Genomic DNA, 22,260 nt, shown 5'->3' on the forward strand with positions numbered 1-22,260 from the left:
AAAGAAGTTGTTTGGGATCATGCTACCAGGCAACCCCGCTGGCTGCAGAAACCATTTGCGGATGAAAGGCATAAAGAATCACAACAAAGCTGAACACCCCCAGATAGGCCCAGCGCAGAAACTCTCGCGGTTGCAGGTGTTGTCGCCGCTGCAGAATGGCCAAGCCGGGGATCACAGAAGTACGGGCCTTGAGGTCGCGGAAGGCCTGGCCGTATTTCCGCTCCAGACGGTGATCCCCGTGCCAGACGGCGAACAGGTGGTAGGCCACCAGCCCCAGGGAAGTGACCAGCATAAAACTGGAGCCAATCCAAAGGGAATGGGCCACACACCAGATCACCTGGCCCACCATTTGGGGGTGGCGGGTGATGCGGATGATCCCGGTCTCAAACAGGTGAATCTCCGGCTTGTGAATGGCAGCAATCTCCAGTAAGTTGAAGGTAGCCGGATACAAAAAGAAAAACGAGAGCGCCGACAAAAGAACAACGGTGGTGTGAATGCCGGGGACAGCATGGAGATCCCAGAGGATCACCCCGTCGTAGCGATGGTTCAAAAAGTAGATCAGCAACAGCGGAGCCAAGCTGAGGCTGACCAGCGCAAAAAGAAGGCGGTACAGACGGGATCCCAGCCAAGCTTCCCCCCAGGGGCGCAAGTGGGCCAGCCCACTGTGAGCACAGGCAAACCCCAAGATCATGCCCAACATGATCGCGTGGGATCTGTACCGGGCGAGCTCCGGCAGCAAGTGGTTGAAGAAAGTGGACAGCATCTTTTCGATGGCTCCTCTTCCGGTGTCGCTGTGACTTATGCTTAAAGATAAGTTACATTGGGCAACCTTCCGATGCTGAAACCTTTTTTTCTACGTTTTCTCGGCCTGCTCCTCTCGGTCACCCTGATGCTGGGCTGGGCGACCGCAAGCGCTCAGGCGGCCCGCCTCACCGGCAAGTACTACGAAGACAGCATGACCCTGATCCAAACCCTGCGCACCGTTCTCTCGGAAGCGGATCCCGTGATGAATCCAGAGGAGGCGCAGGTGGAAGCGATGGAGGCCATTCAAGAATTTGCAGGGCGCTACCATGGCCATCGCTACGACAAGCTGCAATCCTTTACGACTCTGCGCACCGTGTTCAACACCGTGGCCTCCCACTACCGCACCTCCAAGCGGCCTCTTGACCCAGAGAAGGTGGAGCGGGTGCTGATGCAACTGGATCGCGCTGAGCTGGCCTTGCGCCGCGAAGGTTAAGCTTTTCAGATCTCCCAGATCCAAATCACTGGGCGAGGCGCAGGATTACCTTGATGACAACCCGGTGGAGGCTGCTTTCGCCAAGCTCCAGATCGCCCCCCATTTCTCTCAGGAGCCGTTCGCTCACCCGCCAAGCAGCGCAACCCTTTGTTTGGATGGGCACATGGCACCGCCCTTCCAGATTCCACTCCAGGCACAGGCGCCCCTCCGCTGCTGCGATGGGATAGAGGTGTAGAGCCATCGAACCATAGCGTAGGGTGCGAATACCCCAGCGACACACCCCCAGCAGAGCCTGCACCAAACCGTGGGGATCCGCCCAAACCATAAGGCTGTCCGGGAGGGCGGGCAGCTCAGAGGCAGAAGGCGGTTGTAGGATCGGCCATTCGTAGCGAATGCCCTGATCCTGGGCCTGTAGGCGAGTTAGGCTGTACACATCCTGAAGGAGGGGACGGAGTCGGGTCGGCTTCGGTTGCAAGGGTTGAATGGGCAGGTCGTGGCGGGCCAGGCGGCTGTACTCCTCGAGCAACTGGATCAGGCGCTCCACCGCTTCTTTGGCACTTTGAAGGTACTCCCGCTCTTCTTCGCGGGAATCGCACAGATCGGACAGCACCAACTGCAGGGATCCCATCTGGCTGCTGAGGGGGTTGCGCAGCTCGTGGCCAATGCTGACGAGCAGCTCCTGCTGAAAGGCGCGCATCACCTCCGAGCGCTCAAACGCAAACTGCCAATCCACCGCCTCTTGCCTGACGGCAGCAGCGGCCTGCTGGGAGGGAGGATCGGGTTTTGCTGCGGGCAAGGGTTTCCTCCAGAGGTACTTCGGACAAAAGGTAGGAGATCCCGTTGATGTTCGAAGCAGGGCGTTCGGATGGAGAGCCTTGGGTTTTAGCTAGTTTGACAACGGCGCGCTCCTGGATCCTACCTTTTTCTTCCCAACTTTCTAGCCGACGAAGTGGGCGCTGACCACCCGCTCAATTCCGGCCAAATCCCGGTGGACTTGGATCTGCTGATAGCCGCCTCTGGCCTGCAACTGCTCCGCCACCCAAGGGGCTTGGCCTTGCATCACCTCCACCGCCCAAAAGGAGTTGGGGGCCAAGTAATCCGGTGCTTTTTGAATCAAAAGCCGCAAGTGCACCAGCCCATCTTCCCCGCCATCGAGGGCCTGTCGTGGCTCGTGCAGCCGTACCTCGGGCATGAGGTAGGCCAGCTCCCCGGTGGGGATATAGGGCGGGTTGGAAACCAGGCCACGCAGCCGACCTCGCCAGGGATCCAAAGGCGCAAACCAGGATCCCTGTAACAGCTTCACCCGTTCCTGCAGATGATAGTCCGCCACATTGGCTGCCGCAACGGCCAAAGCCTCTGGGCTCACGTCCACCGCTAGAAGCTGCAACTGGGGATGCCCCTGGGCCAAAGCGATGGCAATGGCCCCGCTGCCGGTGCCCAGGTCGGCAAAAGGGGATCCCGGCGGCAGCAGGTTAGACTGCAACCAAAGGGAGGCTTGCTCCACCAGCAGCTCGGTCTCCGGGCGCGGGATCAACACCGCTGGCGTTACCCGCAAGCTCAAACCTGCCCACTCTACCCTTCCCAGCAGGTACTGCAGGGGGATGCGCTCTGTCAGCCGGCGCCGCCACAGCTCCTCTACCTCCGCCAGCGGATCCCCCTGCAGCGTCGGGGGCCGACCCAGCAAGCGCTCCAACGATCCCCAGCCCAGCCGTTCCCTAAGCAGAAGTTCCACCTCCTGAGGAGGGATGCCGGCGGCTTGCGCCGCCTGCAGAGCCTGGGCACGCCAGGCCAGCAATTGCTGCACCAGCGCAGAGGGGGATCCCATCAGGAGCTAGGTCAACGCCGCTGAGGCTGGGGAGTGGCAGGTGGATTGGGCTGGGGAGTGGCAGAGCGAATTAACGATTGCACGTACTCCAGCGACGCGCGCGGCGGAATGAAAGCGATCTTCTGCACATCCTCCTGGGCGTCAGGGGCTAACATGCGCTCCACCACGATGGCCAGGGAAGTGACCTCGATCTGGGTTTTGCCGACCACCTCGGGGTTCTGCGCCGCCGCCCGGTCTAAAGCCCCCTTCAGGTCGTTGCGGTCGAAGAAGAAAGGCACCACCTCCTGGCCATCCTGCTCGATGGTCAGCAACCCCTCTCCCGAGCGGCCATAGAACAGCGGCACGCCGATCACTTCCGGCGGCACCTCCTGACCCGTTTCTTTCAGCACTTGCTTGGCCGCCTCCACATCAGCAGCCCGAGGCACCACCTCAAAGTACAGATTGCTATTCTTGGCCCGCTCTTCTTCCGACTTTTCGTAGGCGTAGCCCAAGGGAATGGGCACCACCTGGGCTTGCTGGCCCACCTCAGGGTTCTTGGCTTTCACCTGATCCAACGCTTGCTGGGCTTGGTTCTGATCCAGCCAGAAAGAAGCCACCTGGATGGTGCGACCCTCCCGCTCTACGTTAGCGACCACAGGGGTGCCGTTCTGAGACACAATGGCAAAAACCGGCACCAGATTCAGCCGCTCCGCCACTTCTTGACGACTCATGGGGGCTGCCACTGCCTGAGTCGAGAGGGGCCCCCCTTGAGCAAAAGTAGGAACTCCCCCCCAGATCACCCCCGCCAACCCCAGCAGGAGGGTGCTGCGAACTGCCGCTACGAACGCGGCCCGCCCGCCTGCCTGAGCTCTACGGCGGCAGAGGGATCCCAAAAGCGGCACTGCATTACCGCGCATCATTTTCATCTCTACTCCTGGCATCACGCCTTGTCTTCGTTGCTATTGGGTCAGATCCCTGAAACACTAACCGACGACCTCTGCCCAAGAGGAGCTGACCAAGCTCACCTTGCTCAACACAGCTCAGGCTGGCCATGCGGCGCACTCTTGGGACTTTGGGGACAGCGCCTGGCGAAGCTGGCCCTTGCTGACACTACGCCCCTCTACCCTTTTTGACGAGCGCCCCCTGGGCCACCCTAGAAGGCAAGGTTAAAGCATTTGCTCAACCCCTGTCGAGGGGTAAAGCCCTCGTTTTGGGTGGGGATCCCGCATCACCTCCTACTATATACGGAGTCTAACAAAGCGGATCCACACCAAATACAGATAGCCCCTCCATCCTCTGGCTGTAGAGTCTGGGCTGAGAAGGCAGGATCCTGGGAACGCGGCAGCGGCGTGGGGCGCCTGGGCTGAGGGCAAAGATCCCATCAGGCAAAGCTCTTGCTTCCCGATCCCGCTACTGACTGAGGTTCCGAAATGGGAAACAGACGGCCCTGCTCGACGGTAACTTGAACCCGCGTGCCCACCGGCAAAGCTTCCCGCGCCAGGGCGTGCAATTGCTTGCCCGTCTCTGTAACCAGACAATAGCGATACTCTCGCCCCAGAAACTGTCGATCCCGAATGGTAACTCTCCCCTGGGGATTGGGATGCAGACGTAACTCCTCCTGCCGGATCATCAGCTCTCCCTGGCGCAGATGGGGATCGGGCTGATCCCTCAAAGCCTGAAATGGGATGTGCAGCAGCCCCTCAGCTTGCCAACCGAACTCCCGCCGCTCACAGCGAAGAAAGTTGGCCTGGGCGATGAATTCCGCCACAAAGCGGGTAGCCGGCTCCCGATAGACTTCCTCCGGGGATCCCCATTGCTCAATACGCCCTTCCCGCATCACCGCCACCCAATCGGAAAGGCAGAGAGCCTCCTCTTGGTCGTGGGTAACGAAAATGGCCGAGGTCTGGGTTTGCTTGAGGATTTTGCGGATTTCTTCCCGCAAGTAGTAGCGCACCTGCACATCCAAGTTGCTCAACGGCTCATCCAAAAGGATTAGGCTGGGCTTGGGGGCCAGAGCTCGGGCCAGGGCCACCCGCTGCTGCTGCCCGCCTGAAAGTTCATGAGGATAGCGGTGGGCGTAGTCCTCTAGACCCACCAACCGCAACACCTCGTCAGCCCGTTCCCGCGCCTGTTGGGCAGCGCCTCCCACCTCAGCCGAGGAGGAGCGACTGCCGCCCCCCGCTGCCGACGCGAACAGGGCAGTGGGCCGGAGGCCAAACATCACATTGGCCAACACATCCAAGTGGGGAAACAGGGCAAAATCCTGAAACACCAGCCCCACCCCCCGCCGCTCCGGTGGGATCCACTGCCCCTCCCCGGCCACCACTCGCCCCCCCAGCAGGATCCGCCCGCTGTCTGGCTGCTCAAAGCCGGCAATGGTGCGCAATAAAGTGGTCTTCCCACAGCCCGATGGGCCGACAATCCCCAGAATGTCTCCCTGGGGCAGGCGAAACGCCACTTCCTGCAAAACCAACTGCCGCTGGCCGGGAAACCCCTTGCTGATGTGCTCAACCTCAAGAATGTAGGGAGAGTCCGTCCGGGCAGCGGTGGACGTCGAGGAAATCAAAAACTCGGCCATGATCGTTGTTGCAAAAGATTTTCACTATCTTTACCAGACTACCATACCTCAGATCCTTCCCGGCCCGACGCCAGTCAGCTAGAGGGCGGCGGAGAGGGATCGATGCCAGTCTTTCCTGTTTGCTTGGAGGGGCAGGCAGGAATTAGTGTTACACTGGGTTAACGAAGTTTCCCAGGCTCTGGTGGCGCTTATTCTCGACGGCGCATCCCAGAGTTTTATTGTGGATGAGTTTTGAGACCCAGTTTCCCGAACGTGCCCTGATTACGGGGGCCAGTCGAGGGATCGGCAAAGCAGTGGCCCTAGCCCTAGCTCGGCAGGGGGTGGCAGTTGCTCTGGTGGCCCGTTCCCATCCCGATTTGCTGGGGGTACAGGCGGAGATCCAGGCAAAGGGAGGAAAGGCGGAGGTTTTTCCCATCGACTTGGCCGACTTAAGAGCCCTGCCGCAGCGGTTGCAGGCTCTCCTGGATCAATTTGGTGTTTGTGATGTCTTGGTCAATAACGCCGGCATAGCCCATGTCGGGCCTTTGGCCACCTTATCTTTGTCCGATTGGCAGCGGGTGATCGACTTGAACCTGACGGCAGCTTTTCTCTGTGCCCAAGCCGTCCTGCCGGCGATGCGCCGGCAGCGCTGCGGCACGATTGTCAACATTATCTCCATTGCGGGCAAGCGAGCCTTTCCCAATTGGGGGGCTTACTGCGCCAGTAAGTTTGGCCTGCTGGGCTTTTCTCAAGCCCTGGCCGCAGAGGAACGGCAGCATGGCATTCGGGTGACCAGCCTGTGTCCCGGAGCTGTGGATACACCTCTTTGGGATACAGTTCAGGTCGATTTCGACCGTTCCAAAATGCTCTCGCCGGAGTGGGTGGCGGACTTGATTGCCCACATCGTTCGCCTGCCCAAGGGTGCCGTGGTGGAAGATCTGACCCTCATGCCGGCAGCAGGGGCCTTTTAGGCCGGGCTGGAGCTGGCTTTTCCTGTAACGGCCTTTGTGACTGAGCTTTTGAGGAGATCTGCCTGCACCGCCTCCCTCGACAAGTTCCTTCAACCCTTCGTTCAACCCAAGGAATATCCTGCTATGACTCTTGCCAAGCCTGGATCCGGTGCCGAGTTTCGACTCAACGACAAAGCCAACCTGAAGTCTCGCCTTGTCCGAGATCTGTCCCATGCGGCGGGGCAAGAGCCCGAGGGCTCAGAGAGCCTGGATCCGGCGATGGTAGCGGCAGTGGAGACGTTGCTGCGGGGAATTGGGGAGGATCCGCAGCGGGAGGGCCTCAAGAAAACGCCGGAGCGGGTGGTGGCCGCCCTGAAATTTTTGACCAGCGGCTATCGGCAGTCCCTGGAAGATCTCATCAACGGCGCCATCTTCGACGAGGGCCACGACGAGATGGTGCTGCTGCGGGATATTACTTTGTTCAGCCTCTGCGAGCACCACCTCTTGCCCTTTATCGGCAAGGCCCATGTTGCCTACATCCCCCGCCAAAAGGTGGTGGGCCTGAGCAAGATCGCCCGCATTGTCGAGATGTACTCCCGCCGCCTGCAGGTTCAGGAGCGCCTTACCCGCCAGATCGCGGAAGCTTTGATGACCATGCTGGATCCCTATGGGGTGGGGGTGGTTATCGAGGCTACCCACATGTGCATGGTGATGCGGGGGGTGCAAAAGCCGGGCTCTTGGACGGTCACCAGCTCGATGGTGGGGGTGTTCCAGGAGGATCCCCGCACGCGGGAGGAGTTTTTGAGCCTCATTCGCCACCCGTCCAACCTTTAAGGATGCCGCGGCGCTTTGCCGGCAAGAAAGCTAATCCTCTGCTCTGGCTGGGCATACTAGCTTAAAATCGACGCAGATCCTGCCAGAAGCGAGGCCTGTTATGAGCGAGGTTAGCCCCGAAAATCAATTTCCCACCGACTTAGACTCCGGTTGGAAGCCGCCGACCCCGCCTGTTATCCAGCGCCCCGCGCGTGCGGCCGCGCAAGCGCCCTCGGCAGAACCCCCAACCCAGCTAGATCCGGTGCTGGGCAGGGCTGCTCCTCCCCCTGTCGGGAGCGGATCCCGTCCTGTCCCCAGCGCCCCCAAGCCCATCTTGGGCCGGCCCGTCCCCCCAGATGTGGCCGTCGCCCCCCCGCAGACGCCGGTGCCCATGCCGGGCCCTGCCACTCCCCCGCAGATGTCTCCGCCCCCTCCAGCTCCTGCTGCCCGGCCTCAGGTGTCTCCCCCCAGCCCCGGTTCGGCTGCTCCGCCTTTTGGGCCGCCGGCTCGCCCCACGGCTGCTGGACGGATCCCGGTGGCCGCCGCTGCTCCTAAGTCTGCCCCCGCTGGACCGACGCTGCGCCAACTGGTGCAGGAAGCCTACGAAAAAGGCTACTCGGATATTCACCTGGGGGTGGGAGAGGTGCCCCGTTTCCGGGATCGGGGGCAAATTGTGATAGGCAACTACCCGGTCACCACCACCGAGGTGTTCTATAGCTGGCTGCGGGAAAGCCTGCCGGAGAACCAAATCCGCCAGTTTGAGGAGTGCCTGGAGCTGGATACCGCTATCCAGTACGAGGGCTTGGTGCGCTGCCGGGTTAACTGCTTTGTTTCTCTGCTAGGGCCTGCCATGGTGCTGCGCCTGATCCCGCTCAAGATCTTGACGCTGGAGCAGTTGCGGGCGCCGGAGGTGCTCAAGCGCATTGCCGAGGAGCACAAGGGCCTGGTACTGGTGACAGGCCCCACCGGCTCCGGGAAGTCCACAACCCTGGCGGCGATGGTGGACTACATCAACTCCAACTTTGCTAAGCACATCATCTCGATTGAGGATCCCATCGAGTTCGTCCACCAGAGTAAGAAATCGCTGGTGCGGCAGCGGGAGGTCGGCATCCACACCCTGGAGTTTGCCAACGCCCTCAAGGCTTCGCTGCGGGAAGATCCGGACATCATCCTCATCGGGGAGATGCGGGATCGCGAAACCGTGGATACGGCTCTCAAGGCCGGCCAGACGGGCCACCTGGTGTTTGGAACCCTGCACACCAACAGCGCCGTCCGCACCATCGAGCGTCTCTTGGGGATCTACCGGCCAGAGGAGCAGGAGCCAATGCGTCTGCAACTGGCCGAGACTCTAGTAGCAATTATTGCCCAGACGCTGGTGCGCACCACCGACGGCAAGCGCACCGCTGCCCACGAGATTATGCGCAACACCGATGCCATCCGCGACTACATCAAACGGGGTGCCGTGGACGAGATCGAGGAGCTGATTGCCGACGGCTCCTACGAGGGGATGTGTACCATGAACCAGTCGCTGTTTCGGCTCTACCAAGAGGGGCGCATTACAGAGGAGGTGTGTCTGGAGGCGGCTCCGCGGCGCAACGAGATGGCCCAATGGCTGCGGGGGCGCATCTGAGGTCGCTGCCCCGCAGGGTGGGTGCTTGAGGGAAAGCTCGCCCTATCCTAAACTGAGAGCAAGCGGCAAGGCTGGCTTTCTGGGCCATATTCTCATCTCCTGAGCCGAGCTTTGGCTTGCGGGATGGGTGCCGGATTGGTGAACAAATTGAATTGAAAGCAAGTTAGCAAACAGGAGAATTCCTACCGTGAGCGTGATCAACCAGATCATCGAGACCGCGGACGACCAACTGCGCTATCTCTCCGTCAGCGAACTGCAAGCTATCAAAGATTACATGAGCAGCGGCGAGAAGCGTTTGCAGATCGCTCAGGTGTTAACTGAGAACAAAAAACGCATTATCGATCAGGCGCAGAAGCAGCTATTTGCCAAGCGACCCGAATACATACAACCCGGCGGCAATGCCTACGGCGAAAAGCGCTATAACCAGTGCCTGCGGGACTACGACTGGTATCTCCGCCTGGTGACCTATGGCATCATTGCCGGCAGCAAAGAGCCGATCGAGTCCATCGGCTTGATAGGGGTGCGGGAGATGTACAATGCCCTCAACGTGCCCATTGCCGGTATGATCGATGCGATCGTGTTCTTGAAGGAAGCAGCCCTCAGCCTGCTGGATCCGGACTCCGCCGCCGAGGCTGCCCCCTATTTCGACTACATCATCAATGCCATGAGCTAGCTCGCCTCTCTTGAGGAGGGAGGCCGGTCTGGGCGGTGGAGAGGCAAGCTTTGGTGGTCTTGCTGCCTACAGAGATGCCAGGGCGGTGCGGGCGTGGGCGGCCACCTGCTCTTGGGGATCCTGGGCCAGCCGGGTTAGGCCGGGGCGGGCGGCTTCGGTGCCGAGCTGGGCTAGAGCAATGCAGACGCGGTAGCGCAACTGCCAATCGTCCGAATCGATGAGGGGCTCCAAATGGGGGATGGCCCGCGGATCCCCTAGATCTCCCAGGGCAGCGGCAGCGGCTGTTGTTAGCAGCTCGTCTCCTTCCTGTAAAACCTGCACTAGGGTGTCGAAGGCGGCGGGGTTGCCCAGCTCGCCCAGCGCGGCGACAATGCTAAAGCGCACCAGCCACTCCGTCTCTCGCCGGTAAGCCTCTAGCAGATCGTCTAGGGCCTGTGGCTGCTTCAGATCCCCCAGGGCGGCGGCGGCGGCAGCCCGCACATCGAACTCGGGGTCCTCTCGCAAAAACTGTCGCAGAATCGGCAAAAGGGCAGCCGGGTCGACACCTGCGCCGGAGAGCGTGCCCAATTGGCTAATGGCGGCATAGCGGACGCGGGCATTCTCGTCGGTTACAGCTCGCTGCAACAGCGTCAAGGCTTCGGTCGCGGGGAGCTCTCTGGCCTTGTTGACGGCGCGCAGCCGATCCCCCAAGTTCTGAGAGCTCAACAGCTCCAGCAAGGCCGGCAGATCCCCAGAAGTTGTCGTCATCTCCTTTTCTCCCCCTAACCCGGCTATAGCAAAGGACGAAAAGCCGATGTTATCATTCTGAGGCAGTGCATCCAGTTTTTGTGAACTTATGGCCTTACTGCAGCAAGAGAAGCAGGAGATTATCGAGACCTACCGACTTCACGACACTGACACCGGCTCTGCCGAGGTACAAGTTGCTCTTCTAACCAGCCGTATCAACCAACTCTCGCAGCACCTTCAGAAAAACCCGAAAGATTTCAACTCGCGCCGCGGCCTAATGATGATGATCGGTCGGCGTAAGCGGCTGCTCAACTACATTGCCAAACGTTCTCCCGACCGCTTCCGGGAGCTGGCCGAACGGTTGAACATTCGGGTGAAAAAGTAGGCAGCTAGCTAAATCACTGTCGGAGAGCTACCTTCGTGGGCAAGTCCAGCCGCTATTCCAAAGCCTCCCGCCGCCGCTCCAGCTCTACCCCTGCTCAGGTGGAGACGCAACCGACCCAAAGAGAGCCGGTTGCTGTCATTCCCCCTGAGGTCAGCCGGCGTATGGTGCGGCGGATCTTGGTCTTTTCCGGGATCCCTTCTGGCCTTGGCTTGAGCAGCTTTTTTGTCAATTACTATCTTTTAACCAACCATGTGATAGCCCTGCCCCCCTACTTTACTTTGGTGGAGTCGCTGGCCTTTTTCGGCCTTGGCTTTTTGGGCATTAGCTACGGCGTGTTCTCGGCTTCTTGGGATCCAGAGCCGGGATCCCTGCTGGGGATTGACGAGTTCCGCCGCAACCTAGGCAATGTTTTCAAGCAATGGCGCGAGTTGTCTGACCCTTCTAAGCCGTCGGAAGCTGACGAATCCTAGATTTTGCTCTCTCCCCCAGCCCCGTTATCCCCCATACGTTACATTCCGCTCGGTGGTGCGGAATTGCAGGATCGTCAGGCCCACCACAATTAAGAAGAGCACAATGGATTGGGCGGCTGCCCTGCCCAAATTGCCTGACGATACGCCAATCTTGTAGATCTCGTACATCAACACCGAGGTGGATCCGGAAGGGCCGCCGGCAGTCAGCAAATCAATGGTGCCGAAAATATCGAAAAAGGCGTAGGTCATGTTGGTGATCACCAAAAAGAAGGTGATGGGGGAAAGCAGCGGTAGAGTGATGGAAAAGAAGCGGCGAAGGGCCCCCGCCCCATCGATGGCAGCCGCCTCCTGCAAATCTTTAGGCAGGTTTTGCAGCCCAGCCAGATAAAACAAAATGTTGTAGCCCATTTGCTTCCAAACGCTGGCAAAGATCACCACCCAAGGGGCTAAATTGGGATCGCTCAGCCAGTTCAAACGTGGGATCCCTACTAACCCCAGCAAGTAGTTGGCTACGCCGCCCAAGGGGTTGAAGATAATGAAAAAGATGATACCGGCCACTGCTGGCGAAATGGCGTAGGGCCAGATCAGCAAGATGCGATAGATTGCCGCCCCGCGGATGGGCTGGTAGGCCAGCGTGGCAATCAACAGGGATCCGCTCAGCCCCAACACCACGATGGCCGCCGAAATGGCGAAGGTAATCCCCAGGCTGCGCAGATAGGTGGCATCCGTCAGCAGAGCGGTAAAGTTGTCCACACAGACGAAGCGGCTGCGCGGCGCGCCCACAAAGGTGAGCAGGGTGGAGAGGCGCAGGGTATCCAGCCCTGGATAGTAGAGAAACACCACCAAAATGGCGAAGGTGGGCAACAAGAGCAGCCACGCCAGCCACCACTGCTTAAAGATGCCCCTCTCCTGAACAGCTGGGCCGGGGATCCCCAGGCGGCGCTCCTGCTCCTTCTGCGTCCACGCCAACAGCGGCCAGAGGGGAATGGCCATGCCCGCCAGCACCAGCCCCACGCCAAAGGCCATGTCGATGGCCTTGCGCTCCGGCTCAAAAGTGCAAAAATCCAGGGGCGCCATAAAAATCAGGGATCCCAACCCTCCTGCCAGCCCCCCCAGAGCCGCCCCCAGCAGCACAGGCCGCTCGATGCGCCGAAAACGGGATCCCACCCAGAGGGCCCCCGACAACCCCGCCAGCAGCGGCAGCAGCACTTGGATCCATTTCCCCATGTTCTCTCTCCCATCCAACCTTGCAAAAGCCAAAAAGGGGCAGGCCGCCGCCCACCCCCCATCCTCAGATTTTGCTTTGCTGTAGCCCAGCTCCTGACCAATTACTGATAGAGGGAGTTGTACTCGGCCAGAAGCCGGTTGGCAGTCTCGTTGGCCCTGGCCATGGCTTGGGCCGGATCCCCGCCCTTGAGCATGAGATCTTCCATGGTCTGGGTTACCACATTGCGAATCTCAGGAAAGGCTCCCAGCAACGCCCCACGGGTGGCAGGAGTGACCTTGGAGTTGTTGATTTGGTCGATAGCAGTGAAGAAGTTGGGGTTTTCCTTGAACCAGCCCTGCGACTCCAGCAAGGCTACCGAGCTTTTGCGAATGGGCAGATAGCCGGTCACTTGGTGCCATTCGGCAGCATTTTCGGTGTTATTCAGCCACAACATGAAGGTCAGCGCCCCCTCTTCCACCTCTTTGGGCAGATCCTTCACCAACCAAAGGCTGGCGCCCCCGATCAAGTTCCCCGTCCAACCCTTGTCGGCGTTGTAGGGCATGCGGGTGGTGACCAGCTCGATGTTGTTCTGCTTGGCGGCGTTGGTGATGTTGGCCGCGTCGGCGCTGCTGGTGATGGCCATGGCGACGGTGCCGGTTTGGATGGCTTGCTCCGTGGCCGCCCAATCGCGCTGCTTGCCGCTGTAGATGTAGTAGCCTTTGTCATACATCCCTTTCCACCAGGTGGCGATAGCCACCGAGGGCTGCGAGTCCAAAAAGACCTGGGTGGCCCGGGCGGCACGGCCATTTTCGTTGTTGGCCAAGAGAGCATCTTGCTGCGCCATCCACTGCTCGTAAAACCAGCCGTGGTTGGGCCAGGTGACGCAGCCCTGGGGAGCGTCGGGAAGCGCCATGATCTTCTCACAGGCGGCTTCTAGCTCCTGCCAGGTGGCCGGCGGCTTCTCGATCCCGGCCTTCTTCAAAATGGCGGTGTTGGAGTAGAGGATGGGGCTGGAGCTGTTCCAGGGCATGGAGGTGAACTTGCCATCCAGGGTGTAGTAGCTCACCACCGGCTCGATAAAATCCTCGAAGTTCACCGGGATCCCGTTCACTTCGGTGCGGTTGCCCAGCGCCTCGGCGATGGACTTGAAGTAGCCGAAATCCCGTGCCCGTTGGGTGCCCACCTCAAACCACTGCACCACTGCCGGAGCGGCTTTTTGTTGAATAGCGAGGTCGGTGGCCTGTTGAATTTCTTCGTAGTTGCCGTAGCCCTCAACAGTTACATTGTATTGAGGAAATTGCTTGTTGAACTCTGCCGCCTTTTGACGGGCCCAATCGAGACGGTTATCGGTAAAGGCAATCCAAACTTTGACGTTGGCAGGAGACTGGGCAAAGCTGTCAGCAGCCAGGAAGGCAGCACCAGCGGTAGCCGCCAGGCCGGCCAGAGCAGCCAGGAAAGTCCGACGGGTATTCATAAAATAAAATGCAGTCGCATCCACTAAGGGCAGGACTGATACTAGCGCAGCGACATTAAGAGCAGGTTATAAACCGGGGATCCTGAAGGGGCAACCCATCCGTCGCACCACCACCATCGACCCCCATCCGTGAAGGATCTGGTGGGATCCCCTGCTTAAGGCTGCCCAACCTGCCGCCGCAGCGCCTGGATCCCGGCAGCCAAGCCAAAGAGAACGAGTACCAGCAGGGTGCTCAGAGCTGCTGCCTGGTGGGTGTAGCCCCCCTGTTGCAAGCCAAAGATGAGCCACCCAAAGGTTTCTGAGCGGGAGGTGACCAAGAGGGCGGAGAGGGTCAGCTCGGCAAAAGATTGCAGAAACACCAGCAACACCGCTGCTGTCAAGGCCGGTGCCAGCAGGGGCAGCAGGATGTAGCGAAAAGTTTGCAGCAGGGAGGCCCCGTCGATGCTGGCCGCCTCCTCCAGGCTGGTGTCCAGGCTGCGCCAAGCAGCTTGCATCGGTTGCAGCGCCAGGGCCAAGAACCGCCCCAAGTAGGCCATCAGGATCAGCCACAGGGTGCCGTAGAGGCTCAGCCCCGGCAGGGGAGGGGGCAACCACACCAAAATGAGGGACAACGCAAAAATCAGGCCCGGCAGGGCATAGGGCAAGTCCACAATGAAGCTGAGCAGCGCCAGCAGCCGTGCTTTCAGCCGGGTCAGGGCGTAGCCCAAGATCGTCGCCATCCCGCTGCAGAGCAGCGCTGCTCCTCCCGCCAAACCCAAACTGTGCAGCGTGGCGCGGCGGGCCCGCTCCAGCTCAAACAGAACCAGCCGGAAATGCTCCAGCGTCAGGTTAGACCAGACCAAGGGCAGGCCATAGGCCCGCAGCAGGGCAGTTGCAGCCATGGCCAGCAAAGGCCCAAGGATGACCAGCAAGGCTGCGGCAAAGAGGATCCCGCTGAGCAGCCAACCCAGCCAGCCCAAGCGATAGGGATCCGGAGGGGCCTCGCCCGGATCCAGCCCCGCCTGAGGCTGCTGTGACCAGGCCAAAAAGAAGAGGGCCGGCAGGCCAAAGAGCAACGCCAGCGCCGCGCTGCGCCCAAACCCATCCCCGCCGAAGTTGATCACCTCTTGGTACAGCAGGGTGGGCAAAGTCAGGTAGCGTCCTGGGATCCCCAGCAAGGCCGGGATCCCGAAATTGCCCCAGGCCCCCAAGAAGGCCAGCGCCGCTGCTGCCGCCACAGAGGGCCGCAACAGGGGCAGCGTGATGAAGAGCCAAACCTGCAGCAGGTTGGCCCCATCCAGTTGGGCCGCCTCCTGAGCTTGCTTGGAGAGCCGGCTCAAGCCCGCCACCAGCGTCAGGTAGGCAATTGGCAGCACAAAAAGAGCCAGCAGCAGGATGATCCCCCCCGGCGTGTAGAGGCTCCACAGGGATCCCTGACCCCCCAAAATCCAGCGCAGCCCCTGCTGCAAATAGCCCACCGGCCCGGCCCATTGGATCCAGGCCAAGGCCAAAACCTGGGGCGGAACCACAAGGGGAGATAAAAAGAGCACCCGCAGGATGCTGCGGCCCGGCAAATCTGTCTGGGTGGTGAGTACCGCCAGCACCAGGCCGCCGACCAGCGCCAATGTGGCTGAGACCGCCGACACCCAAAGGCTGTGAACCAGCGCCAGATGGACACGGGGCGTTTCCAGCAACCAGCGGATGTTCTCACCTTCCCCGCTCAAAGCTCGCTGCAGCAGCCGCCAGAGGGGATAGGCATGGGTCAAAACCAAAAGGCCCGGTACAGCCACCAGCCAGGGAATGATGGGGTGCCTTAACCCTTTACTCAAACCCTCCCCCAGAAACGTTAGACCACGCCTTTGCCGACGCCCAAGGGATCCCACCTATTCCTCAAACAACTTGGCAAAGCGGGCCTTGTCGGCCTCGCGGCTTTGGGCCAACTCTGCTGCCGGGGCGCTCAAGATCTTCAGCTCGCTCAAAGCGGGGAACCCTTTTGGCGGCGTCACACCCTGCCGCAGCGGCATGTAGCCCATCTCAGCAGCGACCTCCTGCCCCTTCTGAGACAGCAAGAAGTCCACAAAAGCCTGGGCAGCTTCCAGGTTAGACGTTCCTTTGACAATTCCCACCGGCTCGGTAATCACCGGCACGCCCTCCTTGGGATAGACCACCTCCACTGGGGATCCCTCGTTGCGGCTGCGAATGGCAAGAAAGTCCACCACCATGCCGTAGCTCTGTTCGCCACTGGCGACGTTGCGGGCGACAGCGCCATTGCCCTGCACCAGCACCGTTTTGTTCTTTTTCAGGGCTTCGTACCACTCCCAGCCCAGGCCGGGGGTGCGTGTGATCACCCCCAAATTGTAGGCGGCAGCACCCGAATAGGTGGGGCTGGGCATCACCAGTTGGCCTTCCGGAACCTGGGCTAGGGCCGCCCAGCTATCCACGGGCTGGGCTTTGGCCGTGTTGTAAACGATCACCGTGGCCAGGATCTTGGTGCCGAAATAGTGGCAGTCTGGATCGTAGTAGGTGGCGGCGATGGCCTTGGCTTCAGGGCTGCAGTAGGGCTCCAGCAAATTGCGGGATTTCAGCAACTCAAAAGTAGGCGCATCGGCCACCAGCAGCACATCAGCCTGGGGACTACCCTTTTCGGCTTCCAGCAAAAAGCGGCTGATCACCTCCTCGGTGCCGGAGCGAAAGATCTCCACCGAAACCTCTGGATAAACTTCCCGAAACGCAGCCACGGTTTTCTGAGCATCTGCATCGGGTTGGGAAGTGTACAAACGCAAGGTGCCGGACGGCTTGGCCCAGGCTGGGTTCAGGGATCCCCACCCAAGGGGCTGGGCAAAAACCAGGCTCCAGAGTACCGCCAACAAAGGTAGAGGACGCTTCATCGTTTTCCCTCGCTTGAGAGCTTGACCTGGACTCCGCTACCAACTTGCCAAAGGCAAAGGCATTTTCGGATTTCAGATCGCGTCCAGATCGCGACAGTGAAAATCCACTTCGACCTTCGCCCCCTGCAATTTTTGCCTTTGGCAAGAGTCAGCCATCGCTAAACTACCCCAGGAAGATTAACCCGAGGTTATCTCTGGATTCATCGAGGATGTTGAGATTCTCCCCGCGGCTACAGCTTGCCTTTGGAGTCCTTTCCGGTTTGTCAGAGTTAGTTCTGCGCCCTGGGCTACCCAGAACTTGCGGCTGATGCCGCAGCCCCCTGGGAGAGGGGAAAACCCTGGGCGCCGCCGCAGGCAAAAACCCTAGCTTCAAGGCCTGCAGCCTGCTGGCACAAAGGAACCCGGAACTGCCCTGGCTACTTTTTCCGCAGATTCCCCCAAGCCCACCCCTACTAGAGGCGCCCGGCGGGCTTGGCTGGCCGGTCGGCTCAGGCTTTCCCAAGGGTTGCTGGCGAATTTAGGCTTGCTTGAAATAGTCGGGCTCATTGCCGGGTTTCCACTTGATGTTGCAGCCGAGGCTGGGCTTTTGGTCGGGATCGATGGGCTTGCCCGCCAGCAGGTTATCCAGCGCCGCCCGCAAATCTTTGCCCGTCACCGGCACATCCGGCAGGCTGGGGCGGCTGTCGTCCAGTTGGCCGCGGTACACCAGCTTGCGCTCCGCGTCGAACAAGAAAAAGTCGGGGGTGCAGGCCGCCGTGAAGGCCTTGGCCACCTCTTGGCTTTCGTCGTAGCAAAACGGGAAGGTGAAGCCCAAGGTCTCGGCCATCTTCTTCAGGTTCTCGGGGCTGTCGTCGGGGTATTTCTCCACGTCGTTGGCGCTGATGGCTACAATGCCGACGCCGCGATCCTTATAATCTCTGCCAATGCGGGCCAGCTCCTCTTGCACATGCTTCACATAGGGGCAGTGCTGGCAAATAAACATCACCAACAGGGCCGGCTTGTCGGCAAAGGTGGAGAGGGAAATGGTTTGGCCGCTCACCACATCGGGCAGGCTGAAGTCAGGGGCAGGGGTGCCCAGAGGCAACATGGTCGAGGGAGTACGGGCCATAGCAAACCTCCAGCGTAAGGTTTCCTCAATCATCATGGATCATCCTGCTCCTCCCGCAGCAGCCCCCACCCCAAGCAGGCCGGGAACCGCTTTTACAATTGGATAGAGTCCGCAACATTTGGTTCGGGAGCTGAGCCTTGAGCACCGCCGTCTTGCCCGCTGCCCCCCTCGTGGATACCCACGTCCACTTGAACTATCCCGATTTTGCCGAAGATCTGCCGCAGGTGGCCGAGCGCTGGCGCCAGGCCGGGATCCAGCAACTGGTGCACTCCTGCGTAACGCCGGCGGAGTTTCCCCAATTGCAGGCCATTGCCGACCAGTATCCGGAGGTGTTTTTGTCGGTGGGGCTGCACCCTCTGGAGGCGCGCCAGTGGCAGCCGGATCTGGCCGAAAAGATCGCCCAGTTGGCCGCCGGCGACCCCCGAGTGGTGGCCATTGGGGAGACAGGCCTAGATTTCTACAAGTCCGACCCGGCCGATGTGGAGCGGCAAACAGAATCCTTCCGCGCCCACATTGCCCTTGCCCAGGAGCAGGATTTGGCCCTGATCGTCCATTGCCGCGAGGCGGCAGCAGCCACCTACGAGATTTTGAGGGAGGCCATGGCTGCCAGGGGGCCGCTGCGGGCGGTGATGCACTGCTGGAGCGGATCCCCGGAGGAGACGCGACTGTTTGTGGAGCTGGGCTGCTTCATCAGCTTTAGCGGCATCGTCACCTTTAAGAACGCTGAGACGGTGCGCCGCTCGGCCCAGGAGGTGCCTCTGTCCCAGCTTCTGGTGGAAACCGATTGCCCTTTCCTGGCCCCCACCCCCTTCCGCGGCAAGCGCAACGAGCCGGCCCATGTGCAGCGGGTGGCCCAAACCCTGGCGGAGCTGTTGCAGATCCCCTTGCAAGACCTGGCCCGACAGACCAGCCAAAATGCCGCCCGCCTCTTCCGCCTGCCTCAGCCCCCCTTGTGAAGAAGGGTGGAGAACTTTTGGCATTTTTTAAGCTTTTTACTTGGGGCTCTCTAACTTCCCGGCAGGGGGTGCTATCGTGAAAGAGGAGGTGTAGCTTCCAATACTTTTGCACTCCCCTATAGCTATGGAAACCTTGGCCCCTGCAGCCTGCGCCAGCCGGGATGTCCTCATCAACCGCATTACCCACCAGATCCGGCAATCCCTGGAGCTGGATCAGATCCTGAGGGCAACGGTGGAGGAGGTGCGCGCCTTTTTGGGCACGGATCGGGTCAAGGTATACCGCTTCGACCCGGAAGGCCATGGGACGGTGGTGGCGGAAGCCCGACAAGCCGAGCGGTTGCCCTCCCTCTTGGGCCTATCGTTTCCGGCGGGGGATATCCCAGAAGAGGCGCGGCAGCTGTTTCGCCTGGCCCAGGTGCGGGTGATCGTGGATGTGGAGGCCCAGACCCGCTTCCTCAGCCAGCCGGAGTCGCTGGGCCGCTTTGCCCAGGCCCGGCTTTTGCCCCTGGGCGAGGTGCCGCAGCGGCTGGTGGATCCCTGCCATGCCCACTACCTCAAGTGCATGGGGGTGGCCTCCTCCCTGGTGGTACCCCTCCTGCATCACCAGCAGTTGTGGGGGCTCTTGGTCTCCCACCACGCCGAGCCCCGCTCCTACTCTGCCGAAGAGCTGCAGGTGGTGCAGTTGGTGGCGGATCAGGTGTCGATTGCCATTGCCCAGGCGGAATTGCTGGAGCAGGCGCGGCAAAAGGCGCAGCAGGAACGTTTGATTAACCAAATTGCGGCGCTGGTGTACTCGCCGCTCCACCCCGAGACCACCTTGACCACTGTGCTGGAGCAGCTTACCGCCGGCCTCCAAGGGATCGGGGCGCGGCTGCGCATCCGGTTCCTGGGCCTGGACACCCTCTGCCACCATGGGATCCAGCCGCCGGCAGGCTACGACGCCTGGCTGCAGGAGCAGGTGGGAAGGCCCAAGACAGCAGGAAACGGGGTGAAGACGTGGTCGCTTTCCCAGTTGGAGAAGTGGCCAGAACTGCAGGCCCAGCTGCAGCAGACGCCCATTCGCGGGCTGTTGGCGGTGCCGCTGGTTTGGAACGAGCAGCTGGTGGGCTGGCTGAGCGTCTTTCGCGGCGCCCTCTGCCAAGAGACCCACTGGGCCGGCTACCGCTGGCCCGCCCAAGGGGAAGGTGGGGAGGATCCCCGTCAAGAACTGCCGTTGATCTCCTTTGCCGCTTGGCGGGAGCTGAAAGTTGACGAGCCCAAGGCCTGGTCGGCCGCGGAGCTGGAGCTGGTCGGCCGCGCTGCGGTGCACCTGGCCCTGTCGATTGCGCAAAACCAGCTCTACCGGCAGTTGCAAGATCTCAACGCCCGTCTGGAGCACGAGGTAGAGGAGCGGACGGCGGCCCTGCAGCGCTCTTTGGCCATGGATGCCCTCTTGCAGCGGGTTACCGACCAGGTGCGCAGCAGCCTAGACGAAGCCCAGATCCTGCGGGCGGTGGTGCAGGAGTTGGCGCTGGGGCTGCCCATCCAAGGCTGCGATCTCTGCCTCTACGAGGGAGCAGCCGGCCAGGCCACCGTGCGCTATGAATACACCGCCGCCCTGCCGCCCGCCGGCGGGATCACCCTAACCCTGGCCGACTACCCAGATCTCTACCGACAACTGCAAAGGGGGCAGGCGGCGCAACTGTGCCATCTGCCGGGGCAAAGCTGGATCCCACGGCGGGAAGGGCTGACGCTTTTGGTTTGCCCGCTGCGGGATGACCAGGGGGCGTTGGGCGATCTGTGGTTGGCCAAGGCGGCAGCCGAGTGCTTTGATACCCTGGAGATGCAGGTGGTACAGCAGGTAGCGGATCACTGTGCCATCGCCATCCGCCAGGCTCGCCTCTACCAGGCCTCGGTGCAACAAATCAGTGAGCTGGAGCGCCTCAACCGCCTCAAAGATGATTTTTTAAGCACCGTCTCCCACGAGCTGCGCACCCCCATCACCAACATGAAAATGGCCATCCAACTGCTGAAAATGGCCCGCACCCCCCAAAAACGGGAGCAATATCTGCAAATCCTAGAGCAGGAGTGCGAGCGCGAGGCGGAATTGATCAACGATCTGCTGGATCTGCAGCGGTTGGAGCAGGGATCCAAACCCCTTCATCTTGAAGAAGTGTCCCTGGCCGCCTGGCTGCCCACTGTGCTGCAGCCCTTTGTGCAGCGGGCCGAGGCCAATCAGCAACAGTTGCAGTGGCAGATTGACCCGAAGGTGGGCAAGGTGGTGACGGATCAGGCCGCCTTGACGCGGGTGGTACAGGAGCTGGTCAACAACGCCTGCAAGTACACCCCGCCTCAGCACCGCATCACGGTGACGGCGCGCCGCCTCAGCCCTGAACAAGTGCAAATTCGGGTGGTCAACGAGGGGGTGGAGATTCCCCGCAGCGAGTGGGAGCGCATCTTCGAGAAGTTCTACCGCATCCCCAGCGGGGATCCCTGGAAGCGGGGCGGCACCGGCCTGGGGCTGGCTTTGGTTAAGCAGTGGATGCAGCGGCTGGGGGGCTGCGTCTCTATAGAAAGCGGCCAGGGCAAGACGTGCTTTACCCTGGTGTTGCCGCAAGGATCCCTGCCTGGGCAGACCTCTTGCACCGCGTGATGGGCGATTGCGATTTGGAAGCGCTGCAACGGGCGGTTGAGCAATTCAACCGGGGGGAATTCTACGCCTGCCACGACACCCTGGAGGCCCTGTGGATGGAAGCGGTGGATCCAGAGCGGCGCTTCTACCAGGGGCTTTTGCAAACCGCCGTGGCCTACTACCACCTGCAAAACGGCAACCGCCGCGGCTGCATGATCCTGTTGGGGGAGGCCAACCGCAAGCTGGCGGACTTTCTGCCCACCTACGCTGGCTACAACCTGCAAGCTCTCTGGGAAGCCAACCAGAGCCTCCTGCAAGAGCTCTCTTGCCTCCAGCCTGAGGATCCCTTGCCCCCGGTAGCCTCTCCTACTCTGAGGGTTGTTGGCGGTAAGCCCGATTGAGATGAGAAACTTCTTGGCCCCTCTCCCAGAACCCCAGGAGCTAGCGACGCTTGGAGCGGCGAGCCTGCCGTTCTGCCTCGTTGCGCCGCCGCCGATCCCGCCAGTCGATAAAGGTGATGTAGCCAACGCCCACCGTTACAGCCGTCAAGAGCAAAAAGATGCTCCCATACGCAAGGCGGGCCACCCAGGGCAAGTCGGTTTCCATAGAGCCAGAGGTAGCGAAGGACAAGGGGGATGCTTGGGGCTACATGCCGTTACGGCCCCAAACCACGAAGGCAATGGAAAGGGCGAAGAAAGCCGCAACGGCAACCCAGCCAAAGGTGATGATGTCCATAGGTCTAGCCAAGCAAAGAAGGCTCATCGGGGTGATCCCATTTTACGGGATGGGATC

General features: G+C 60.8%; 23 protein-coding genes. 10 read left to right on the plus strand and 13 right to left on the minus strand.

All coding sequences use genetic code 11. The features are described 5' to 3' along the window. Nucleotides 1–22: 22 nt before the first annotated feature. Nucleotides 23–763 carry an NnrU family protein gene (locus SYN60AY4M2_RS08260; protein ID WP_049749798.1) on the minus strand — a complete coding sequence of 247 codons (741 nt, stop codon included), beginning with the start codon at nt 761–763 and terminating at the stop codon, nt 23–25. A gap of 72 nt (nt 764–835) precedes the next feature. On the opposite strand from SYN60AY4M2_RS08260, the gene psb27 reads away from it, so the two are divergent. Continuing rightward, nucleotides 836–1,237 (plus strand): photosystem II protein Psb27, encoded by a 402-nt coding sequence (gene psb27 / locus SYN60AY4M2_RS08265; protein ID WP_011431570.1) that lies wholly within the window; start codon nt 836–838, stop codon nt 1,235–1,237. A 25-nt stretch (nt 1,238–1,262) separates the two neighbouring features. Here the strand turns inward: psb27 and SYN60AY4M2_RS08270 are convergent, their stop codons facing one another. The 4 genes from SYN60AY4M2_RS08270 to SYN60AY4M2_RS08285 all read right to left on the minus strand — a co-directional run bounded on the left by SYN60AY4M2_RS08270 (nt 1,263) and on the right by SYN60AY4M2_RS08285 (nt 5,619). Then, a complete protein-coding gene (locus SYN60AY4M2_RS08270; protein WP_011431569.1) occupies nt 1,263–2,033 on the minus strand; it encodes a histidine kinase dimerization/phospho-acceptor domain-containing protein in 771 nt (256 codons plus the stop codon). Nucleotides 2,034–2,174: 141 nt separating this feature from the next. Next, a complete protein-coding gene (gene prmC, locus SYN60AY4M2_RS08275; protein ID WP_041438671.1) occupies nt 2,175–3,062 on the minus strand; it encodes a peptide chain release factor N(5)-glutamine methyltransferase in 888 nt (295 codons plus the stop codon). A gap of 11 nt (nt 3,063–3,073) precedes the next feature. Next, nucleotides 3,074–3,967 (minus strand): Tic22 family protein, encoded by an 894-nt coding sequence (locus tag SYN60AY4M2_RS08280; RefSeq protein ID WP_011431567.1) that lies wholly within the window; start codon nt 3,965–3,967, stop codon nt 3,074–3,076. Nucleotides 3,968–4,422: 455 nt separating this feature from the next. Further along, a complete protein-coding gene (locus SYN60AY4M2_RS08285; RefSeq protein ID WP_011431566.1) occupies nt 4,423–5,619 on the minus strand; it encodes an ABC transporter ATP-binding protein in 1,197 nt (398 codons plus the stop codon). 224 nt (nt 5,620–5,843) lie between these two features. Between SYN60AY4M2_RS08285 and SYN60AY4M2_RS08290 the strand changes: the two genes are divergently transcribed. The 4 genes from SYN60AY4M2_RS08290 (at nt 5,844) to apcD (ending at nt 9,664) form a co-directional block, all read left to right on the plus strand. Continuing rightward, entirely contained in the window at nt 5,844–6,569 is a 726-nt protein-coding gene (locus SYN60AY4M2_RS08290; protein ID WP_099812698.1) for an SDR family oxidoreductase, read from the plus strand. Between the two features lie 123 nt (nt 6,570–6,692). Further along, nucleotides 6,693–7,382 carry a GTP cyclohydrolase I FolE gene (gene folE, locus SYN60AY4M2_RS08295; RefSeq protein ID WP_099812699.1) on the plus strand — a complete coding sequence of 230 codons (690 nt, stop codon included), beginning with the start codon at nt 6,693–6,695 and terminating at the stop codon, nt 7,380–7,382. Nucleotides 7,383–7,482: 100 nt separating this feature from the next. Then, complete coding sequence (locus SYN60AY4M2_RS08300) at nt 7,483–8,991, plus strand: PilT/PilU family type 4a pilus ATPase (RefSeq protein WP_228375371.1); 1,509 nt, start codon at nt 7,483–7,485, stop codon at nt 8,989–8,991. A 187-nt stretch (nt 8,992–9,178) separates the two neighbouring features. Continuing rightward, nucleotides 9,179–9,664: an allophycocyanin subunit alpha-B gene (gene apcD / locus SYN60AY4M2_RS08305; RefSeq protein WP_011431562.1), complete on the plus strand. Its 486-nt coding sequence runs from the start codon at nt 9,179–9,181 to the stop codon at nt 9,662–9,664. 66 nt (nt 9,665–9,730) lie between these two features. Here apcD and SYN60AY4M2_RS08310 read toward each other — a convergent pair whose 3' ends face one another. Beyond that, nucleotides 9,731–10,411 (minus strand): HEAT repeat domain-containing protein, encoded by a 681-nt coding sequence (locus SYN60AY4M2_RS08310; protein ID WP_099812700.1) that lies wholly within the window; start codon nt 10,409–10,411, stop codon nt 9,731–9,733. An 88-nt stretch (nt 10,412–10,499) separates the two neighbouring features. Between SYN60AY4M2_RS08310 and rpsO the strand changes: the two genes are divergently transcribed. Together rpsO and SYN60AY4M2_RS08320 are read left to right on the plus strand one after the other, a co-directional pair. Further along, the gene (rpsO, locus tag SYN60AY4M2_RS08315) at nt 10,500–10,775 is read left to right on the plus strand and encodes a 30S ribosomal protein S15 (protein WP_011431560.1); all 276 of its coding nucleotides are present in this window, start codon (nt 10,500–10,502) and stop codon (nt 10,773–10,775) included. Between the two features lie 35 nt (nt 10,776–10,810). Beyond that, the gene (locus tag SYN60AY4M2_RS08320) at nt 10,811–11,245 is read left to right on the plus strand and encodes a PAM68 family protein (RefSeq protein ID WP_011431559.1); all 435 of its coding nucleotides are present in this window, start codon (nt 10,811–10,813) and stop codon (nt 11,243–11,245) included. A gap of 24 nt (nt 11,246–11,269) precedes the next feature. Here SYN60AY4M2_RS08320 and SYN60AY4M2_RS08325 read toward each other — a convergent pair whose 3' ends face one another. The 5 genes from SYN60AY4M2_RS08325 to SYN60AY4M2_RS08345 all read right to left on the minus strand — a co-directional run bounded on the left by SYN60AY4M2_RS08325 (nt 11,270) and on the right by SYN60AY4M2_RS08345 (nt 17,901). Continuing rightward, nucleotides 11,270–12,472 (minus strand): sugar ABC transporter permease, encoded by a 1,203-nt coding sequence (locus tag SYN60AY4M2_RS08325; RefSeq protein WP_240527785.1) that lies wholly within the window; start codon nt 12,470–12,472, stop codon nt 11,270–11,272. 101 nt (nt 12,473–12,573) lie between these two features. Continuing rightward, on the minus strand, nt 12,574–13,926 hold the full coding sequence (locus SYN60AY4M2_RS08330) for an ABC transporter substrate-binding protein (protein WP_099812701.1): 1,353 nt from the start codon (nt 13,924–13,926) through the stop codon (nt 12,574–12,576). Between the two features lie 155 nt (nt 13,927–14,081). Continuing rightward, entirely contained in the window at nt 14,082–15,734 is a 1,653-nt protein-coding gene (locus tag SYN60AY4M2_RS08335) for an iron ABC transporter permease (RefSeq protein WP_240527786.1), read from the minus strand. A 54-nt stretch (nt 15,735–15,788) separates the two neighbouring features. Then, nucleotides 15,789–16,793: an ABC transporter substrate-binding protein gene (locus SYN60AY4M2_RS08340; protein ID WP_011431554.1), complete on the minus strand. Its 1,005-nt coding sequence runs from the start codon at nt 16,791–16,793 to the stop codon at nt 15,789–15,791. A gap of 517 nt (nt 16,794–17,310) precedes the next feature. Next, complete coding sequence (locus tag SYN60AY4M2_RS08345; protein WP_011431553.1) at nt 17,311–17,901, minus strand: thioredoxin family protein; 591 nt, start codon at nt 17,899–17,901, stop codon at nt 17,311–17,313. Nucleotides 17,902–18,038: 137 nt separating this feature from the next. Here SYN60AY4M2_RS08345 and SYN60AY4M2_RS08350 point away from each other — a divergent pair, with 137 nt between their 5' ends. The 3 genes from SYN60AY4M2_RS08350 (at nt 18,039) to SYN60AY4M2_RS08360 (ending at nt 21,869) form a co-directional block, all read left to right on the plus strand. Next, nucleotides 18,039–18,857 (plus strand): TatD family hydrolase, encoded by an 819-nt coding sequence (locus tag SYN60AY4M2_RS08350; protein ID WP_228375368.1) that lies wholly within the window; start codon nt 18,039–18,041, stop codon nt 18,855–18,857. A 124-nt stretch (nt 18,858–18,981) separates the two neighbouring features. Further along, nucleotides 18,982–21,489, plus strand: a complete 2,508-nt coding sequence (locus SYN60AY4M2_RS08355; RefSeq protein WP_099812703.1) for a GAF domain-containing protein — start codon at nt 18,982–18,984, stop codon at nt 21,487–21,489. After that, nucleotides 21,489–21,869 (plus strand): DUF309 domain-containing protein, encoded by a 381-nt coding sequence (locus SYN60AY4M2_RS08360; RefSeq protein WP_041438668.1) that lies wholly within the window; start codon nt 21,489–21,491, stop codon nt 21,867–21,869. Before SYN60AY4M2_RS08355 ends, SYN60AY4M2_RS08360 begins: the two co-directional genes overlap by 1 nt. Nucleotides 21,870–21,909: 40 nt before the next feature. Here SYN60AY4M2_RS08360 and SYN60AY4M2_RS13885 read toward each other — a convergent pair whose 3' ends face one another. Next, a complete protein-coding gene (locus SYN60AY4M2_RS13885; RefSeq protein ID WP_011431549.1) occupies nt 21,910–22,098 on the minus strand; it encodes a hypothetical protein in 189 nt (62 codons plus the stop codon). Between the two features lie 15 nt (nt 22,099–22,113). Continuing rightward, nucleotides 22,114–22,230, minus strand: coding sequence for a cytochrome b6-f complex subunit PetN (locus SYN60AY4M2_RS08365; RefSeq protein ID WP_240527309.1), 117 nt, complete (start codon nt 22,228–22,230; stop codon nt 22,114–22,116). Nucleotides 22,231–22,260: the final 30 nt, after the last annotated feature.

Source organism: Synechococcus sp. 60AY4M2, from assembly GCF_002760375.1.
Taxonomy (GTDB): Bacteria; Cyanobacteriota; Cyanobacteriia; order Thermostichales; family Thermostichaceae; genus Thermostichus.

What these genes read in the sequence shown, in the direction of transcription:
- prmC (WP_041438671.1), bottom strand. Translation starts at nt 3,062, where the DNA reads ATGGGATCCCCCTCTGCGCTGGTGCAGCAATTGCTGGCCTGGCGTGCC.
- SYN60AY4M2_RS08355 (WP_099812703.1), top strand. Translation starts at nt 18,982, where the DNA reads ATGGAAACCTTGGCCCCTGCAGCCTGCGCCAGCCGGGATGTCCTCATC.
- SYN60AY4M2_RS08260 (WP_049749798.1), bottom strand. Translation starts at nt 763, where the DNA reads ATGCTGTCCACTTTCTTCAACCACTTGCTGCCGGAGCTCGCCCGGTAC.
- SYN60AY4M2_RS08280 (WP_011431567.1), bottom strand. Translation starts at nt 3,967, where the DNA reads ATGAAAATGATGCGCGGTAATGCAGTGCCGCTTTTGGGATCCCTCTGC.
- SYN60AY4M2_RS08325 (WP_240527785.1), bottom strand. Translation starts at nt 12,472, where the DNA reads ATGGGGAAATGGATCCAAGTGCTGCTGCCGCTGCTGGCGGGGTTGTCG.
- SYN60AY4M2_RS08365 (WP_240527309.1), bottom strand. Translation starts at nt 22,230, where the DNA reads ATGAGCCTTCTTTGCTTGGCTAGACCTATGGACATCATCACCTTTGGC.
- SYN60AY4M2_RS08310 (WP_099812700.1), bottom strand. Translation starts at nt 10,411, where the DNA reads ATGACGACAACTTCTGGGGATCTGCCGGCCTTGCTGGAGCTGTTGAGC.
- folE (WP_099812699.1), top strand. Translation starts at nt 6,693, where the DNA reads ATGACTCTTGCCAAGCCTGGATCCGGTGCCGAGTTTCGACTCAACGAC.
- SYN60AY4M2_RS08360 (WP_041438668.1), top strand. Translation starts at nt 21,489, where the DNA reads ATGGGCGATTGCGATTTGGAAGCGCTGCAACGGGCGGTTGAGCAATTC.
- rpsO (WP_011431560.1), top strand. Translation starts at nt 10,500, where the DNA reads ATGGCCTTACTGCAGCAAGAGAAGCAGGAGATTATCGAGACCTACCGA.
- SYN60AY4M2_RS08290 (WP_099812698.1), top strand. Translation starts at nt 5,844, where the DNA reads ATGAGTTTTGAGACCCAGTTTCCCGAACGTGCCCTGATTACGGGGGCC.
- SYN60AY4M2_RS08285 (WP_011431566.1), bottom strand. Translation starts at nt 5,619, where the DNA reads ATGGCCGAGTTTTTGATTTCCTCGACGTCCACCGCTGCCCGGACGGAC.
- SYN60AY4M2_RS08300 (WP_228375371.1), top strand. Translation starts at nt 7,483, where the DNA reads ATGAGCGAGGTTAGCCCCGAAAATCAATTTCCCACCGACTTAGACTCC.
- psb27 (WP_011431570.1), top strand. Translation starts at nt 836, where the DNA reads ATGCTGAAACCTTTTTTTCTACGTTTTCTCGGCCTGCTCCTCTCGGTC.
- SYN60AY4M2_RS08345 (WP_011431553.1), bottom strand. Translation starts at nt 17,901, where the DNA reads ATGGCCCGTACTCCCTCGACCATGTTGCCTCTGGGCACCCCTGCCCCT.
- SYN60AY4M2_RS08330 (WP_099812701.1), bottom strand. Translation starts at nt 13,926, where the DNA reads ATGAATACCCGTCGGACTTTCCTGGCTGCTCTGGCCGGCCTGGCGGCT.
- SYN60AY4M2_RS08340 (WP_011431554.1), bottom strand. Translation starts at nt 16,793, where the DNA reads ATGAAGCGTCCTCTACCTTTGTTGGCGGTACTCTGGAGCCTGGTTTTT.